This window comes from Paenibacillus sp. RU5M (assembly GCF_900221055.1).
GTDB lineage: Bacteria > Bacillota > Bacilli > Paenibacillales > Paenibacillaceae > Paenibacillus > Paenibacillus marchantiae.
This window is the reverse complement of sequence record NZ_OBQM01000024.1, coordinates 17083-36620: the sequence shown is the minus strand read 5'-3', so window position 1 is coordinate 36620 and position 19538 is coordinate 17083. Positions and strand designations below refer to the sequence as shown.

Below are 19538 nucleotides of genomic sequence, written 5' to 3'. Positions count from 1 at the left end.
AGTTAGGGGATCTTTCTATGATAGATATAAAAAAGCTCGAAAAAGAAAATGTGCAAGATATGTATCCCCTGAGCCCTGTTCAGGAAGGAATGCTATTTCATTACCTGAATCATCCCGGCAGTAAATTATATTGTGAGCAGCTAGTTCTAGATTTGGATGGTCATGTAGACAGTGCTTTATTCCGAAAAGCATGGCAGCTCGTAGCAGAATCAAATGAAATGCTGAGAACTGTGTTTCGATGGGATAAGTTAGCGGCTCCACTGCAAATTGTGTTGAAAGAATACCTCCTACCGATCATAGAACATGATCTCTCTAACGAGGAGGATGAAGCTGAACGACAAAGACGCTTACAGAATATTTTAGAAGAAGATCGTGCTAATCTTATAGATATCAGTAGTGAACCGTTTCGAATTATACTCTGCAAGTTGGAGATTGGTCATTATCAAATGATATTGACGAATCATCATATTATATTGGATGGATGGAGTAACGGGATTTTACTGAAGGAATTCTTCCAATTCTATGGTCGGCTTCGAACTGGACAAGAATCTAGAGCTATCGTGAAAAATAAATACAAACAGTTTCTAGAATGGCATCGCCAGCAGGACAGCATGGAGCAAAAATATTTTTGGGAGTCCTATTTGAAGGGTTTTGACACCAAAAATCTTTTACCGACGCGTAGCAGAACTTCTAGGAAAGTCACTGATCCACGTAGTTACAGTTTGACGTTATCAGATGAATTCAAGGAGCGAATGGCACAAACAGTGAGGGAGTTGAAGACAACCTCGGCGACATTATTATATACCGCATGGGGAATTTTACTGCAGCGATATAATAACACGTGGGATGCTGTTCTCGGAACGACGGTATCTGGCAGGAATGCCTCTGTTGAAGGTCTTGATAACATGGTTGGGCTATTCATCAATACACCTCCGCTTCGGGTGAAAACAGAGTTTAAAGACAGGGTCCAAGATCTTCTGAAGCGGGTAGAGGCAGGTATCTATGAGAGAGAGCAATATGAAAGTACTTCTCTCGTAGATATCAAGTCCTGCAGTGAGGTTGGGATTCAGGAGTCTTTATTTGATTCAATACTAGTCATTGAAAATTACCCTCTTGAAAAGACTCTGATGGAGTCGGAAGACGGATTAAGGGTTATTGATTATTCTATATTTGAACAAACTAATTTTGACCTTACGGTAGAAATTGAACTTTTTGATGAAATTAGGTTAACATTCTCATTTATGAATGAGTTGTTTGATGAAGCGATTATTCAGAGGATGGCTATGCACTATGTGAATATATTAGAGCAAATGGTTTGGAATTATAATTTGCCTGTCATCGAGATTGATCTGCTGACAAAAGATGAAGAGAAGCAATTAAGTATAGATTTTAACTCTACTGTAGCAGAATATCCAAATTTTGCGATGATTCATGAGCTGTTTGAAAATCAAGTGAAGAAGACCCCAGATCATGTAGCAGCTGTCTTTGGCAATTTCAAGCTGACTTACAGGGAACTTAACATACGGTCCAATCAGCTTGCTCGGAAACTGAGAAGCAGGGGGATTGGAAGGGATATGATCGTGGCGCTGATGGCTGAACGATCACTGACGATGATTACAGCTATTATGGCTATCGTCAAGGCAGGCGGTGCTTATTTACCGATCGATCCAGAATATCCGCAGGACCGTGTCCAATTTATTCTTGAAGACAGCGGAGCAAAGATGCTCTTAACACAAAAGCATCTGGTAGAGCGTCATACTCTGGATATACAGATAGTAAACGTTGATGATCCCAAGTTGTATGAGGGTGAACGCTCCAATCTGGACCGGACGGGCTCCTCAGAAGATTTAGCTTATGTGATATATACTTCGGGTTCTACTGGAAAGCCTAAGGGGGCCATGATTGCTCATTATTCTCTTGTTAATAGGATCAACTGGATGCAAAAACAATATCCTATCGATGAGTCTGATGTGATTATGCAGAAAACTCCATTTACTTTTGATGTATCTGTGTGGGAAATGTTTTGGTGGGCGGTGACTGGAGCGAGTGTATGTTTCTTGGAGCCTGGCGGTGAAAAAGATCCAAACGCAATTATGCAATGCATTCATCAACACAAAGTAAGTACGGTGCATTTTGTACCGTCGATGCTAAGTATTTTTCTGGATCATGTCAAAGTGATGGATGAAGTGGAGCCGTTTTCCAGTCTGAAACGAGTGTTCTGCAGTGGGGAAGCACTTGGAGTGAGCCAGGCGAAAAATTTTAATGATTTGTTGCATGACACAATGCAGGTTGAATTGATGAATTTATATGGACCTACAGAGGCTGCTATTGATGTATCCTATTTCAATTGTTCGACGGATGATGATCTGCAACTCATTCCGATTGGAAAGCCGATAGATAATATTCAGTTATATATTTTGGATCAGGTTGGAAAACTGCAACCTATAGGTATCACGGGAGAACTCTGTATTGCCGGAGATGGCCTGGCGAGAGGTTATTTGAACCGCAATGAATTAACGGCTGAAAAATTTGTTGATAACCCATTCACGCCAGGTAAAAAAATGTACAGAACTGGAGATCTCGCTCGTTGGTTACCAGATGGAAATATTGAGTACCTTGGCAGAATGGATCATCAGGTGAAGATTCGTGGAGTCAGGATTGAGCTAGGGGAGATCGAAAAGCAACTTGCAGTTTACCCGGTCGTAAAGGATGCAGTTGTTGTCACGAAAATAGATGAGAGCGGAAGTACTTACTTGTGTGCATATTTTACTGCTGAGAACGATGTAGTAATCGGGGATATTAAGAAACATTTAGCTGCAAATTTGCCCAGCTACAGTATTCCTAGTTCTATCGTTCAATTGGAGCATCTTCCTTTATCGTCTAACGGCAAGCTCGATCGTAAGGTATTACCGGATCCTGATCGAACTTCAACCATGGCGATTGAATACACCCCACCTTCGACCAAACTGGAAGAAAAGTTGGTAACGGTATGGCAGCAGGTGCTTGGTGTCCAACCAGTAGGAATTGACTACAATTTCTTTGAATTAGGTGGACATTCATTACGAGCAACGTCTGTTGTATCTAGGCTTCATAAGGAAACGGATGTAAAGATCCCGCTAAGTTACATTTTCCAGTATCCAACGATTCGGGAATTGGCAAGTACCATTGAACAATTAGAGACAAATCATTATATCGAACTACAACCTGTAGAAATAAGGGATCATTACCCGGTTTCCTCAGCTCAAAAAAGACTTTATATTCTAAGCCAATTGGAAAATGGATCTATGAACTATAACATGTCAGGTTCAGTAGTTATAGAAGGCAAACTGGATCGTGAGCGTCTGGAGACTGCACTTCAACATTTGATACAAAGGCATGAAGTACTTCGTACTTCATTTGTGGTCAAGAATGGCGAGGTTGTACAAAAAGTTCATCCAGATGTTCAATTTCAAGTGAAACATGTACAAATGAATGATTTTGAAATTCCAATAGTTATACAACAATTTGTAAAACCATTTGATCTAAGTCAAGCTCCGTTGTTTAGATGCCAACTGATTGAGTCTGAACCGGAGAAGCATGTACTGCTGCTTGATATGCATCATATCATTTCAGATGGTGTTTCAATGAATATTCTCATACAGGACTTTATTGATGTTTATGAGGGGAACGAGCTTCCTGAACTTGCAATACAATATAAAGATTATTCTGTGTGGCAAAATACCATGATAGAATCAAAAACAATTTTAAATCAAGAACAATATTGGTTGGATACATTCAAAGGGGGCGTGCCAACTTTAGAATTGCCTTTGGATGGGGTTCGTCCGACTTCACAAAGCTTTGAGGGGGATAGCTTCACTTTCGAGTTAGAAACAAGGGATACTGAAGCGATATATTCTCTGGCGAATAAAACTGGAACGACGATCTATATGGTGTTGTTGGCTACATATCATCTTCTACTCTCTAAGTATTCAGGTCAAGATGATATTATTATCGGATCGCCTGTAGCAGGCAGACATCATGCGGGAACCGATCGTATTTTGGGCATGTTCGTTAACACGCTTCCGATGCGTAATCAAGCTCGGGATGAATTGACATTTGAGCAGTTCCTTCAACAGGTAAAACAACAATCTCTACAAGCATTCGAAAATCAGGATTATCCTTTTGAGCTTCTCGTGGAAAAAACAACACAAACCAGGGAGATCAGCAGAAATCCGTTGTTTGATACCATGTTTGTTCTTCAAAATACAGAGAACATTCCCATTGATCTAGATGGGCTTTCATTTCAAATATATGATTATGAATCTAATGTCTCTAAATTTGATCTAACGTTGAGTGCCCGAGAAGAAAAAGGAAGCATATTATTTCGATTCGAGTACGGTACAAATCTCTTCAGTAGAGTTACGGTTGAGAGGATGGCGCAGCACTTCCTGAATTTGTTGCAAAATATCCCTAAATCCTTGAGCCAACGTCTGGCCAAAATCAAAATTATGTCATTTTTTGAGGAAAAGCAGGTTTTATTTGATTTTAATAATACGTTCAGTTTGTATCCAAGAGGTAAGACTTTAGGCCAGTTATTCGAAGAACAGGTAGAACGAACACCGGATCAACTCGCAATTGTGCATGGGAATTATCGTCTAACTTATAGCGAGTTGAACGACAAGGTCAATATCCTTTCTCGTGAACTCAGGTCACGAGGTGTAGATCGGGAGGACATCGTCGCTGTGTTGGTGGAACGCACTCCAGAAATGATTATAGGTATCCTTGCAATCGTGAAGTCGGGTGGAGCTTACATGCCTATAGACCCACAATATCCTGAGCAGCGGATTCAATATATGATTGAGGATAGTAAAAGTGTAATGCTTTTAACAACTGATAAACCACCTTTAGGGATCGGTTATTCAGGAGAATGGTTGGATATTAGTCCAGAGAATGAGAGACTGTGGAATTTGGAAGCAGGCCCGGTTATGGGAACTAATATGTCATCGGATTTGGCTTATATAATCTATACTTCGGGTTCTACGGGGAGACCGAAGGGAACAATGATTGAGCATCAAAGCGTTGTTAGACTTGTGAAGAACACGAATTATATCACCTTTGAAGCGGGAGATAAAATCCTTCAGACAGGGTCAATTGTATTTGATGCATCTACCTTCGAAATATGGGGGGCTCTGTTAAACGGATTACAACTGTGCCTTGTTGATGAGGACGTAATTTTGTCTTCTAGCAAATTGCATCAAGCGATAGTTGAGTTGGAGATAAATATGATGTGGCTAACGGCACCCTTATTTAATCAACTCTCTTCAGCTAAACCTGAGATGTTTGAGACGCTTAAATATTTGTTGATTGGTGGTGACGTGTTATCACCTACACATATTCAAGCGGTAAAAAATCAATGTAAGAATGTCACTATTATCAATGGATATGGTCCGACGGAAAACACAACATTTACTACATGTTTTCCCATCAAGGGTGACTACTTTGCAGGAACGATTCCGATCGGAAAGCCGATTAGTAACACTAGCGTGTACATTTTAGATAAGAATCAAATGCCTTGTCCTATTGGTGTCCCCGGTGAGCTTTACATCGGCGGAGACGGATTAGCTAGGGGATATTTGAATAAACCAGAGTTGAGTGAAGAGAAGTTCATATCCATTCCTCTAGAACAGTCAGGTGAACTGACAGATATCCCGGTGTACCGTTCAGGAGATCGCGCACGTTGGCTTGTTGATGGAAACATAGAGTTTATGGGCCGAATGGACACTCAGGTGAAAATACGTGGATATCGTGTTGAGATTCCTGAAATTGAGAAGCGGATTCTCAACTATGAAGGTGTCAAAGCGGTTGTTGTGATTCCTAAGGGCAGCGGAACCAATAAACATCTTTGCGCATATCTCACAGCAGACATCTCATTAAAGCCGGCTGCGATTCGAGAGTTTCTTTCGATAGAATTGCCAAGTTATATGATTCCTGCATACTTTGTCGTTATGGACATCTTGCCTCTAAAACTCAGCGGTAAGATTGATAAGGATGCATTACCAGAGATTGAGAAACATCTGATAATGCAAGGAAACTATAAGGGCCCTTCCAATGATGTGGAAGAGAAATTAATCTTCATGTGGGAAGAACTCTTAGGATTTGAGGGGATTGGAGTAACCCATAATTTCTTCGAATGCGGAGGACACTCCCTAAATGCAACTCTATTAATGGCTGAAATCCATAAGCAATTCGAAGTTGAGGTGCCGCTGCGAGAGTTGTTCAAAAGTTCAACCATTGAACAACTTGCAGCTTATATTAGTGCGTCTACGAAGCTGAATCAATATGTCCCTATTGAACCCTTGGGAACAAGTACTTACTATGCTGCTTCGGCAGGACAGACTAGGTTATATGTTCTTAGTCAATTAGATGGAGTGGGGGTAAGCTATAACATCCCTGCAGCCTTTATAGTGAAAGGCAAGCTGAATCAATCTAAAGTTGAAGGGGTTATTCAACAACTGATTCAAAGACATGAACTGCTGCGTACATCTTTTGAGATGGTTGATGGGAAGGTCGTACAGATTGTACACGATAAGGTTGATTTTGTAATAAACCTATTAGAAACGGAAGAACAAAATATTGAAGATACTCTCAGAGGGTTTATTCGTAATTTTGATGTGCATATTGCTCCCTTAATAAGGGTAGGGATTGCTAAAATTCAAGAGAATAGATACCTGTTGCTGTTTGATATGCATCATATGATAACAGACGGAACCTCCATGGGCATTTTAATAGATGAATTCGCTCAATTGTACGAGGGCATTGAACTATCTCCATGTCGCGTGCAGTATAAAGATTTTGCATTTTGGCAGAACATATTACTTGAGAGTGAAAGGATTCAACAACAAGAACAATATTGGCTTCATACATTTGCCGGGGAAATTCCGGCTCTGAATTTACCAACGGATTATGTTCGACCAACTATCCAAAGTTTCGAAGGTAAGTGGCTTTCGTTTGAACTAGACAGAACGCTATCAGACAAACTGAACGTCTTTGCTAGACAGACGGGTGCAACTCTCTATATGGTCTTACTAGCAAGTTTTAATGTGCTACTCCATAAGTATACCAGTCAAGAGGATATTATTGTCGGCTCACCGATTGCTGGCAGATCACATGCGAATGTGAAATCTATGCTGGGGATGTTTGTGAACACGCTTGCCATGCGTAATAATCCTTGCAGTGATAAGACGTTTTTGAATTTTCTGCGGGAAGTCGAAGAAACGACCTTAACAGCTTTGGAGAACGCTGACTATCAATTTGAACAGCTTGTGGAAAAGCTGAACATACCAAGAGATAAGGGAAGGAACCCTTTATTTGATGTCTTGTTCGCACTTCAAAATATGGATATGAAAAAGCTTGAAGTTAAAGGACTTCAATTTGAGTCTCTTCGTCTGGATCACCGCGCTGTGAAGTTTGATCTTACACTTAACGCAGAGGAAAGTGACGGTGTAATTCAATTTCTCTTGGAATATTGTACAAAGTTGTTCCGGGATGAGACAATGGAACGTTTTGCTTTGCATTATAAATGCATTCTTGAGCAAATTGTTGAGAATCCTGACATGAAGATTGCAGAGATCGAGCTGTTATCATCAGATGAGAGAGAGCAATTGCTGTTTGGTTTTAATAACACAGAAGCTGAATTTCCGAAAGATGTCATGATTCAAGAATTGTTTACAGAGCAGGCAGAAAGGATACCTGAACGGATTGCTGTCGTGTTTGGTGGTGACAGTCTGACATTTCAGGAACTTCACGAACGTTCCAACCAATTGGCCAGAGTGCTTAGGGATAATGGGATAGGAAGAGATGATGTCGTAGCACTAATCGCTGAACGTTCAATTGAGATGATTATAGCTATTATGGCCATTGTTAAAGCGGGAGGGGCTTATCTTCCAATAGATCCTCATTATCCGCTGGAGCGTATTCAATTCATGCTGGAGGACAGTGGTGCTCAGATTGTATTGACGCAAAACATATGGCTGGCCCGGTTTACTGCGTGTCATTCAAAGGTAATGAGCTTGAATGATCCGACTTTATATCAAGGTGACAGCTCGAATCTGGATCGCATAGGCACTTCCGAAGATCCGGCATATATCATCTATACTTCCGGATCTACTGGGAAACCGAAGGGAGTTATTATTGAACATCAAGCATTGGTGAACCGAATTCTATGGCAGCAAAAGCAATATCCTATCGGTGAACAGGATGTTATTATGCAAAAAACTCCATTCACTTTTGACGTGTCGGTATGGGAGATGTTCTGGTGGTCGATTACGGGCGCTCGAATATGTTTCCTACAACCTGGAGGTGAAAAGGATCCTGTTGCAATTATTGAGTGTATCCATCATCACCAGATTACCACAATGCATTTCGTGCCATCGATGTTAGGTATCTTCCTTGAAGAATTTGAAAGGCCAGAGATGATTCAGAAATTAACAAGTCTTCGTCAAGTTTTTACTAGCGGAGAGGCCCTGAGCGGAAAACAAGCAATGAAATTCAATGAACTTCTACGCGATAGCATAGGGGTTAAACTGATTAATCTCTATGGACCAACCGAAGCTGCAATTGATGTAACATATTTCGATTGTTCTATGGGAGATGATCTAGAAACCGTCCCTATTGGTAAGCCCATCGATAATATTCAGATCTATATTGTTGACGCCGAGAATAAATTGAAACCTCTTGGGGTTCCAGGAGAACTATGCATTGGTGGCACTGGCTTGGCAAGAGGATATCTGAATCGCAGTGAACTTACGGCAGAAAAATTTGTACTTAACCCTTACGTTCCGGGTAGCAGGATGTATAAGACCGGGGACATGGCTAAATGGTTGCCTAATGGGGAGATAGCATATCTTGGAAGACTCGATGACCAGGTGAAAATTCGTGGGCTCCGAATTGAGTTAGAGGAAATTGAAAGGCAATTGGTTCAACATTCTCAAATTAAAGAAGCAGTAGTGATGGCAAGAAATCGTATAGGAAGTCCATATCTATGTGCTTACTTTACCGTTTCCTCAGAGGTAACAATTAGCGATTTACGGACATACCTCTTAAAGAAGCTTCCGGATTACATGGTGCCTAGTTATATGCAACAACTTGAAAACATTCCACTCAGTCTGAATGGAAAGGTAGATCGGAAGGCACTTCCGGAACCTGACAAAGAAGTCATTACACAAACACCATATATTGCACCATCAACTCTTCTTGAAATAAAGATTGCAGAAATATGGAATGCGATTATTGGACTGGAGCATGCCATCGGCGTAGATGATAACTTTTTCGAGATTGGAGGACACTCTCTTAGCGCCGCAGCTGTGGTGTCCAAAGTACGCAAACAGTTGATGGTTGAACTTCCACTGAGTGAAATGTTCAACAGTCCTACTATTAAACAACTTGCTAATTATATTGAAAGCCAGGAGCACGTTTCCTATAATTCTATTCAATCTGCAGAGTCCAGGGATTATTATCCCGTATCCTCGGCGCAAAAACGGTTGTACATGATGTGCCAGTTTAATGGAGCTGATACGAGCTACAATATGCCTGTCGCTTTGTCTCTTAAAGGTATCCTTAATATGGCCAGTTTGGAGGGAGCAGTTCGGAAGCTCATAGAAAGACATGAGGCATTGCGTACGACTTTTGATATTGTAGACGATCAAATTGTTCAGAGAATTCATGCGGATACAGTTAGTTCCATTGATATTCTGCCAGATTCGGGACGTCATATCCATGAAATTCAGAGAGAATTTGTTCGGCCGTTTGCCTTGACTCAAGCCCCTTTGTTAAGGGTAGGGCTTATAAAAATTGCAGATAATGAGCACATGTTGCTGATGGATATGCATCATATCATCTCTGATGGTTTGTCTATGAACATCCTGATTCATGAGTTTTGTAGTATGTATCAGGGGCTGGTATTACCCGAAATTGGTATTCAATATAAGGACTATGCTGTATGGCAAAATAGTAATCAATATAAGGTAATCATAACTAAGCAAAAGGATTATTGGCTTGAGATTTTCTCGGGAGATATCCCTATGTTGGATTTGCAAACGGAAGGACTGCGTCCCGCAATCCAGAGCTTTAATGGGGCTAGCATAGAACTTCAGCTGGACAAACAGCTAAGTTTATCCCTCAAGCGTTTGGCAACTGACAACGGAGCGACCCTGCACATGCTTATGATGTCAGCATTTTATGTCTTGTTGTATAAATATACCGGTCAAGAAGATTTCATTATTGGGACGCCTATTGCTGGTAGAGGGCAGGATGACTTGAAAAATACCGTTGGAATGTTTATCAATATGCTACCGCTACGAAATAAAGTATCTGGTGGGCAGACTTTCAACCAGTTGCTCCAAGCATTCAAACTGAATGCACTTGCAGCTTATGACAATCAGGATTATTCGTTCGATGATCTGGTAGAACAGCTCCATTTGCAAAGAGATTTAAGTAGAAATCCATTATTTGATGTGGTGTTTTCTTTACAGAGTAGCAGCCAAGATGTTTTTTCAATGGGCGAGGATTTAAAACTTAATTTGTGCAATTTGGAGAGTCGTACTGCGAAATATGATTTATCTGTGGATGTTCTGGAACGGCCAGATGCGGTGTCTATTAGCATAGAATACTGTACTGACCTGTTTTCCAAGCTAATGGTAGAAAATCTTGCAAATCATTATGTAAATATTCTTAAGGAAGTAGTTGGATTCCCTGAGATTAGGATTCGGGAGCTTAACATGCTATCGGTAGCGGAAGCAAGCCAGATTTTGTATGGGTTTAACACAACTGAGAGAAGTTACGAACGTGACCAGACATTGCATGCACTGATCGAAAAGCGCTCAGTATTGACCCCACATGAAACATCATTGGTTTATGGTGATGTCAAGATTTCGTACGATCAGTTAAACAAAAGAGCAAATCAGGTTGCGCATGCTCTTAGAGAACAAGGAATATCTAGGAACGATATCGTTGGGATTCTGGCTGAACGTTCTATAGACATGATTGTAGCAATACTTGCTGTACTAAAAGCGGGGGCAGCTTATATGCCTATTGATCCCGATTATCCAGAGGAACGTAAGAAATATATGTTGAAGGACAGTAGAGCCAAGCTCTTGATGACAATGGGAATTACGATGGCACCAATTGATTATAGTGGGCCTGTAATCAACCTTGGTGACAGATCGCTGTACACAGGAGTCTCTCATAACCTTGTGAACGTGAATGAGGCGCAAGATCTTGCTTATATCATGTATACGTCGGGGTCTACTGGAAATCCGAAAGGTGTTATGCTCACACACCAGAGCGTTCATAATCTGTCCATGTACTATCATGAAATGTTTGATCTGTCACTTCATCGACATATTGTTCATATGGCTAATGTATCGTTCGATGCTTCAATCGTCGAAATTTTCCCACCACTTATATATGGAGCTACGATATTTATTCTTGAGAAGAATCAAGCGCTTGACCGGAGGGCGTTCATTAAGTTTGTGAAGGAAAAACGGATTCAAATCGCTCAGTTTGTACCGGTGACGCTGAAAGAGCTCCTGAGCTACGATGAGAAGCCTGAAAGTCTGGATATTGTTATTGTTGCGGGAGATAAGCTGGACGATACTCTGAAACTTGATATTCTCTCAAAAGGGTATCGATTGACTAATCATTATGGTCCTACCGAGGGGACAGTAGACTCGATCGTAGCAAGATGTAATCCGTGGACTACGACTATCGGAAAGCCTATCGCAAACACCAGAGTTTACATTCTGGACAGGGATAACAATGTTGCCCCCATTGGCGTTCCAGGAGAACTATGCATTGCCGGAGATGGGCTTGCCCTCGGATATCTGAACAATCAGGAACTTACAGCCGAAAGATTTTCAGATAATCCTATACGTCCTGGCGAAGTGATCTATAGGACTGGTGATCTAGGAACCTGGACAAGAGATGGAGATATCATATTTTTAGGTCGTAAAGATAATCAAATTAAGCTAAGGGGATACCGAGTCGAACCAGGGGAAATTGAAGAGAAATTGCTCAAATTTGTTGGAATTAATGAAGCTGTTGTCATTGATCGCTTGGATAAGACAGGAAGCAAATATCTTTGCGCCTATGTGATTTCAGATGGGGACTTCGATCTTAAAGCGATGAAGAGATATCTTTCAAAGGAACTTCCCGAGTATATGATTCCTGCGCGCTTCATGCGAATCGAGGAGATCTCGTTAACTTCCAGCGGCAAAGTAGATCGTAGAGCTTTACCAGAACCGGAGAACTTACAGGATCTGGGTATCGAATACACCGCACCAGTTAATGAGACTCAGAAGATTTTAGTGCAAATGTGGGAGCAAGTTCTTGATGTAGCTGGCATTGGCATCCACCATAACTTCTTCGAGTTAGGCGGACATTCGTTGAAAGCAACTATTCTTATATCCAAAATACACAAGGAACTGAATACAGTTGTTCCTTTGGCCAAACTGTTTAGTAACCCTACAATTCAAGATTTAGCAACATTCATTCAGGCAGCTGAATACAATCCGCATATTTCAATTCAGCCTGCGGAGCTCATGCCATATTATCCAGTATCCTCTTCTCAGAAAAGAATTTATATCATGTGGAAGATGAACGAACAATCCACAGCATACAATATGCCATCAGGAATGGTTCTTGAGGGGAAACTGGACAAGCTGAAGTTCGAGAATGCAGTGAAGAGACTGGTTGAACGGCATGAAATATTAAGAACATCGTTTGATTTGATTGATGGTGAACCTGTACAGATGGTTCGATCTCATGCGGAACCGGATATCCAATTCTCAAATGGAACAGAAGAAGAACTCAGAGAGCGTACATTACATTTCATTAGACCTTTTGATTTAACCGCTTCTCCTTTGTTCCGGGCAGCTCTGATTACTTTTGAAGAGAACAAGCATTTGATGTTGTTCGATGTCCACCATATTGTATCGGATGGAATATCATTATCAATTATGTTGCAGGATTTCTCGAGCTTGTATGGGGGAATCGAATTAGATGAACCAAAACTTCATTACAAAGATTATGCTGTCTGGCATAACAATTTAATGCAATCGGAAGAGATTAAGGCATCCAGAAAATACTGGATCGGTAGTCTTAGAGATTTTGCTTATACTGAGTTGCCTGTTACTAGAGTGCCTGTCGGACAACGACCGGAGGGCATAGTGAAACAAATGGTGATCGATTCTGAATGGATAGGACATGTGAATAAATTTTGTCAGAAACATGAGATAACACGTTCCGTGTTTGTACTGGGTGTTTTCCAGATGGCACTACTACGTGTCATGGATCGAAGTGAACTTACGTTAGGGGTAACGGTAGCTGGTAGAAAACGAGAAGAAACAGAGTATATGCCGGGAGTATTCCTTAATCTGATGTTGATCAGTTCCAACCTACGTCATGCGGAGACGTTCACAGATTATTTGCACCAGCTACACGATAAATTGACGGAAGGTCAGGAGCATCAAGATTATCCGTATGAGTGCCTATATGCTGATGCTAAGGAGCTATTAAACTTTCGCTACGAATCTTTATTTTCAATCTTGTTTAATTATTTGCCACTTAAGGATGCCAAGACATGGTCTTTTGAAGGGTTTAACGTTCAGCCGTACGCATTTGAGAAGTTGGAGCCGAAATACGGATTGACGCTCTATGCAGCTGAGACAGAGGACAGCATCACGCTGGACTACTTGTTTAATGACAGCATTGAGGAGTCAATGATGGCGAACTTGACTGAAGGATTCAAAACAGTACTTGAAGTTGTAGTTGAGCAGAACGATATACCGATTAGTCAGGTCTTCCTGTCGCCGAAAGAGAGCTCGAATGCATTTCTGGAGGAATTCGACGCAACATTTGATAACGATGATTTCTTCTGATTATTTGAAGCGGGGGGCTACAATGTATGGCATCACTAGCAACCATGAAATTAAAAAACGTTCATGAGACAGTAAGTTATGCAGCAAGTAATACACCTGATCACATCGCGATCGAGTGGGGTACCAGAAAGGTCACTTATGCTGAATTGGAACAGCAGTCGAATTCGATCTCAAATTTTTTGAGAGAGAAGGTAGGAGAGCAAAAAAATATCGGAGTAATGCTGGATAGCAGCATTGCTCTCGTTTCATCCATTCTTGGAATATTCAAATCCGGTTTGATATACGCACCAATGGATCCCTATTTTCCCGAAAAGCGGCTCCAATACATGCTGAATAAAATTGAGTGTGAGTGGCTGATCACCGGTGCTGCCTGGTTGGATAAGGTGGATTTGATTATGAAGGATGCAAACAGGAAGATCAACGTGCTGCTCCTAGACGATGAAGAGGTTAGTAGAAAAAGCTACGATCATATCAATGTATTTGTACTTAAGACGGATGCTGAACACGATAAAGAGTTAGCTGTAGTTGAGGACAACAAGAATGGCTATATTATTTTTACATCAGGATCTACGGGGAATCCAAAAGCGATTCTAGGAAGACACCGAAGCCTGAAACATTTTATTGATTGGGAAATTAGAGAATTTGGCGTCGATCAGAGCTTTAGAATCAGTCTTCTGACTTCACCTTCGTTTGATCCTTTCTTAAGAGATGTATTTGTTCCTTTATGTGCAGGAGCAACAATCTGCATTCCTGACAGTAGAGAGAAGATTGCTAATTCGGCATATCTCCTACAATGGCTGGAGCAGAAAAATATTCACTTAATGCATCTCGTTCCCACACTATTTCGAGCCTTAATTACAGAGATTAAAGACTCGAATAGATTAAAGGATTTGCGTTATGTCCTGATCGCTGGTGAAATGCTGAGAGGAAGCGATGTAAACCCATTTATGGAACTCTTCGGTACCAGAATCCAGCTGGTGAATATGTACGGTCCGACCGAGACCACGTTGGCAAAGTTTTTCTACAGGGTACAGGAAGAGGATGCCAACCGGATCACGATTCCCGTGGGACGACCCATTGCGGATACAAATGTGATGATTCTGAATAGCGAAATGCAGATCTGTCCAGAGGGGAACATAGGAAATATCTACATTCGGACACCCTATATATCATCGGGTTATTACAATGACCGTGATTTAACTGCAGCCGTTTTCATGAAAAATCCGTTTACGAATAATCCGCAGGATATTATTTATAAAACTGGAGATGTCGGCAAGATGATGCCTGGGGGCTACCTGGATTTAATAGGCAGGGCCGATCATCAGGTCAAGATTCGTGGATTTCGAATTGAACCGGAAGAAATTGAGAATATGTTATTGAAACACGAGGATATTCAGGAAGCTATTGTAACAGCCAAGGAGGAAAAAGGCGGAGAGGCCTTGTTGTGTGCCTATATTATTGCCAACAGAGAACTTACTGTTCCTGAATTAAGAGAACATCTGTCCTCTGATTTGCCGGAGTATATGATTCCATCCTACTTTGTTCAATTAGAATATATGCCGCTTACGCCAACAGGAAAAGTTGATCGTAAATCGCTTCCAATGCCGCAAGCGGTCCTGAACATTGGTGTTGAATATCAGGCACCCAATAACGAAGTCGAGCAGAAGCTTGTCCATATCTGGGAACGGGTCCTGAACATTCAGGAGATTGGCATTAACTATAATTTTTTCGAGATTGGCGGTAATTCGATTAATTCTCTCAAGATCGTGAGTGAAATTCAGAAAGAATTCCAGGTGAATATATCATTGGGCGAATTGTTTTCAAATCCGACGATAACTGCTTTGGCAAGTAGTATTGAGACGGAGGACATGTTCGCACATATGGAATGTGTAGTCAGAATGAATCGAATTTCCAGTGACAAAAAAAATATATTCATTCTTCATAGTCTGGATGGAACAGTATTCGGGTATAAAGGATTAGCCGAGCGTCTTGAACAGGATTGCAATTTCTATGCTGTGCAGGGTAAAGGATTAATCGAAGGATCTGCATTACCTCAGAACCTGGATGAATTAGTGTCATTCTATATGCATGAGATTAAGCAGGTACAGCCCAAGGGCCCTTATATCATTGGGGGGCATTGCTTCGGAATTATGTTTGCGTATAGCCTCGTACAAATGCTAGAGAATCAAGGAGAAACTGTTGAGAAGCTAGTCGTCATCGATGAGCAGCCATGGTTGAATGAAAACCAGCTTAAATATGTGTGGCTCAGATCTGCTTTGTCGAGACCATATAAAGTGATAAAACGATCAATGCTTAGAAGATTTCGCAAATCACCGAATAATTGGACTCATGACTATTATCTAAGACATTCCAGAAAAAATATAAGCAACTTTCCACAAATGACTGTTCAAGAAAACTTCAGATTTATAGAAAAGAAGTACAAAATTAGGTCCAAAATTGAAAGTGATATTTTTGCTATCAAAGCAACTGATTCGGTCTGGGTAAGATTCACTCAATCCTATTGGGAGAAGATGACCCGAGGGAAAGTTAATATCATAGATATTCCGGGGGATCATTGGAATCTATTCGCTGATCCCTATCTACAAGGCTTGGTTGAAAGCTTCCAGAAAGAATTAAAAAAATAAATGACATAAAAAGGAGAATTCAATTATGCAAATGGCACTGCATTTAATGGAGCCTTGGTTGATCGAAAATCAATATTCGAAATTTAATCTAGGGGAAAGCGGAATCGAAGACCGCACACTCGGTGAAGTCCTTGAGCTAACTGAAACGAAGTTAGAGGAGCTGCTTCAGTGCAGTTTTAAGAATAACGATACGTACGGTTCTCTCCAATTGAGAACAAGTATTGCATCTTTCTATGACAATGTAAGCCCTGAAGAGATTATTGTGACAACAGGTGTAAGTGAAGCAGTCTTTATTTATTATCATCTTCGTTATGAACCAGGTGCGAATGTGATTGTTCCTTTCCCTGCTTTCCAGACTTTGTATGAAGTGCCCAAATATTTGGGGTATGAAGTCAGATTATTGGATCTCCAGGCCGAGGAGGGATTTAAAATCAATATAGAACGCTTGAAATCGATGATTGACAGCAACACCAAGATCATTGTACTGAACAATCCCCATAATCCTACCGGCGCTCTTCTTACCGATAGTGAAGTTGCGGAAATTATCCAGATTGCTGAACAGTATGGAATTGAAATATTGGCTGATGAACATTATCGGTTTATTCCTTATGGAGATGAAGAGTTAATTCCATCTCTATACGGAAAGTCGAAGAGTGTTATCGCAATGGGGTCCATGATTAAATGTCTTGCATGTGTCGGACTTCGAGTAGGTTGGGTAGTTGCAGACAAAGCGCTAATCGATCAAATTCGTGATTTTAAAGATTATACGACACATACGATTTGTTCGATTAATGATTTTCTGGCCTATCGCCTATTGCTTCACTGGAAAAAGATTGGTTTGGAGCACAAGTCATGGGTATTGGAAAATGTAACTGAATTTAGAAAACTCGTTGCCAAACACAACTCCGTCATAGATTGGGTTGAACCGAATGGTGGAATCGTGGCCTTTCCTTTTCTAAAAGATAAGTCGATCAGTAGCCAGCATTTTGCAGAGAGGTTGATTGAAAGTACTGAGGTGTCGGTTCTGCCTGGTGAAGTCTTCGAGCGACCAGGACATTTCCGGGTTGGCTTCGGTCTCCACCCTGACAAATTTCGTGTTGCTATGGAACGGATGTCTCAATTCCTCACAGCAAAAGCATGGGAATAAATTTTAATGGATCAGGTTTTCTTAATAGGTATGACGAAGTTTATTATACCTATGGAGACTGCAGTTTGTATTGTAAATATTCACGAAAAGGGTCGCCAAGCGTTGTCTTTATTGCTGGCTTAGGTGACAGTTGTGAGACATGGAATCAGATTCAGGATCAGACATCAGAAGTGGTATCCACGTTCTCGTATGATCGGGCAGGGGTAGGCAGAAGTGAAGGAACTTCTGTCCCCCGGACTTGTATAGATCTGGTGAACGAGATGTTGGGATTGCTGTTGGCACATGATATAAAATCGCCGTTTATATTGGTAGGTCATTCTTTCGGAGGTTTGGTAGCCAGATTATGCGGAAGCTTGTATCCAGATCTTGTGTCAGGGATTGTTTTAGTTGATGGGGTCCCCGAATATAAGGAGCTTGCCTATGAAAAGGTATTGACTGGAACACTGCTTGCTGACAATAGGGAGTATTACGAGAATCCACTTTTGAATCGTGAGCGGATTGATAAGGTAATTAGTTATGAACAGATTGCTCAACACTCTCAGTTATACAGTATTCCCCTCTCAATCATTACAAGGGGGTTACCGGATCAGATGGAAGACACGTGGCCAGCTCAAGCCATTCTGGAAATTGAGCAAAGGCTACAATTCGACTTTCAGAAGTTATCGACGTCAAGTAAACATCGGATTGCTCATTGCAGTGGACATGATATCCATCATGATGAACCGGAAATTGTAATCGAAGAGATTATGGGCATATTAAAGGAGATGAAAAAATGAACGAATTGCGTGCAAAGCTTATAATGGATCTGCAGAGGATTGAAGCAGAGGAATACCACCTCCGTGAAGGGGAATATTTGCAAGATATAGTATCACTAATGCTGCGATATATCGGAGATCCGCATCCCGAACTTCGCGACGAGTTAATTTATCCAACGTTCTATAATTGGATCCAAACAGAGAATCGATTTTCGGGTGCAGAGCTGCGTGATCTTCTAAATACTCTGATGGATGAGCATCATTTGTTTTATCATATTGGCAATGAAGGGGATGAGACGGTATTTACAAGGGCATTCTCCGCACTGCCTATTGTATTGATTATTCGCTCACATAGGCAGAAGCCATTTTTGGATCCATTTGATTTTATAAAGCTGAAGAATGCACTTCTTCGTTACTATAGGGAAGAGAAAGATTTAAGGGGGTATGTGCCTCAGGGAGGTTGGGCTCATAGTGCAGCTCACGGTGCGGATATGTTGGTGGAGCTGATACAATGTCCAGAGAGCAAATCAGAATTACAGTTGGAAATTCTTATTTCCATTCAGAACATGCTGGAAAATGGAACACATATCTTCAGTGAAGAAGAAGATGAGCGAATTACAACCATTTTGGATACAATGATAGAACACAGTCTGCTTTCGCAAGAGGATATCGTATCATGGATTAATGGATTGGTTCAATGCACAAGATGGCCGAGAAGTCGCAGTCAGGTGATATCCCGAGTGAACGTAAAAAATTTCCTGCGCAGTCTCTATTTTCGTAGGGCACAGGATGAACGAGATAATATCTTTGTTGCAGCCATACATTCAGCTGAGAGGGAATTAAATAAATTTGCTGCGTCCAGGGTTTAAATATATAAACAGTATTGAGACAAGAAAATGACAGTCTGCAAAAAAAATTTATGATGGGTCTCCGCAATTTCAAGGATTCAAACGAGATGGGAAGCTTTACGCAGAATTTCATCTGTTTAGCTGAGAAACATTTAATATTCTAATGTTCAGAGTATGACAGGAAATTCAAATTAAAGGAGCCCAAGCCCAATTCTCGAATCAGCTTAACT

General features: G+C 41.0%; 5 protein-coding genes. All 5 read left to right on the top strand.

Features of this window, described 5'->3' with window-relative positions; genetic code table 11:
- Window positions 1-17: 17 nt before the first annotated feature.
- Window positions 18-13913 (top strand): non-ribosomal peptide synthetase, encoded by a 13896-nt coding sequence (locus CRO25_RS32295; protein ID WP_079697713.1) that lies wholly within the window; start codon window positions 18-20, stop codon window positions 13911-13913.
- Window positions 13914-13939: 26 nt separating this feature from the next.
- Window positions 13940-16558, top strand: a complete 2619-nt coding sequence (locus CRO25_RS32290; protein ID WP_079697712.1) for an amino acid adenylation domain-containing protein — start codon at window positions 13940-13942, stop codon at window positions 16556-16558.
- A gap of 25 nt (window positions 16559-16583) precedes the next feature.
- Window positions 16584-17705 carry a guanitoxin biosynthesis PLP-dependent (S)-gamma-hydroxy-L-arginine cyclodehydratase GntC gene (gntC, locus tag CRO25_RS32285; protein WP_079697711.1) on the top strand — a complete coding sequence of 374 codons (1122 nt, stop codon included), beginning with the start codon at window positions 16584-16586 and terminating at the stop codon, window positions 17703-17705.
- 65 nt (window positions 17706-17770) lie between these two features.
- Window positions 17771-18481, top strand: a complete 711-nt coding sequence (locus CRO25_RS32280; RefSeq protein WP_256863807.1) for an alpha/beta fold hydrolase — start codon at window positions 17771-17773, stop codon at window positions 18479-18481.
- On the top strand, window positions 18478-19329 hold the full coding sequence (locus CRO25_RS32275) for a DUF2785 domain-containing protein (protein WP_079697709.1): 852 nt from the start codon (window positions 18478-18480) through the stop codon (window positions 19327-19329). The genes CRO25_RS32280 and CRO25_RS32275 overlap by 4 nt, the downstream gene beginning before the upstream one ends.
- Window positions 19330-19538 lie beyond the last annotated feature (209 nt).

What these genes read in the sequence shown, in the direction of transcription:
- gntC (WP_079697711.1), top strand. Translation starts at nt 16,584, where the DNA reads ATGCAAATGGCACTGCATTTAATGGAGCCTTGGTTGATCGAAAATCAA.
- CRO25_RS32295 (WP_079697713.1), top strand. Translation starts at nt 18, where the DNA reads ATGATAGATATAAAAAAGCTCGAAAAAGAAAATGTGCAAGATATGTAT.
- CRO25_RS32275 (WP_079697709.1), top strand. Translation starts at nt 18,478, where the DNA reads ATGAACGAATTGCGTGCAAAGCTTATAATGGATCTGCAGAGGATTGAA.
- CRO25_RS32290 (WP_079697712.1), top strand. Translation starts at nt 13,940, where the DNA reads ATGGCATCACTAGCAACCATGAAATTAAAAAACGTTCATGAGACAGTA.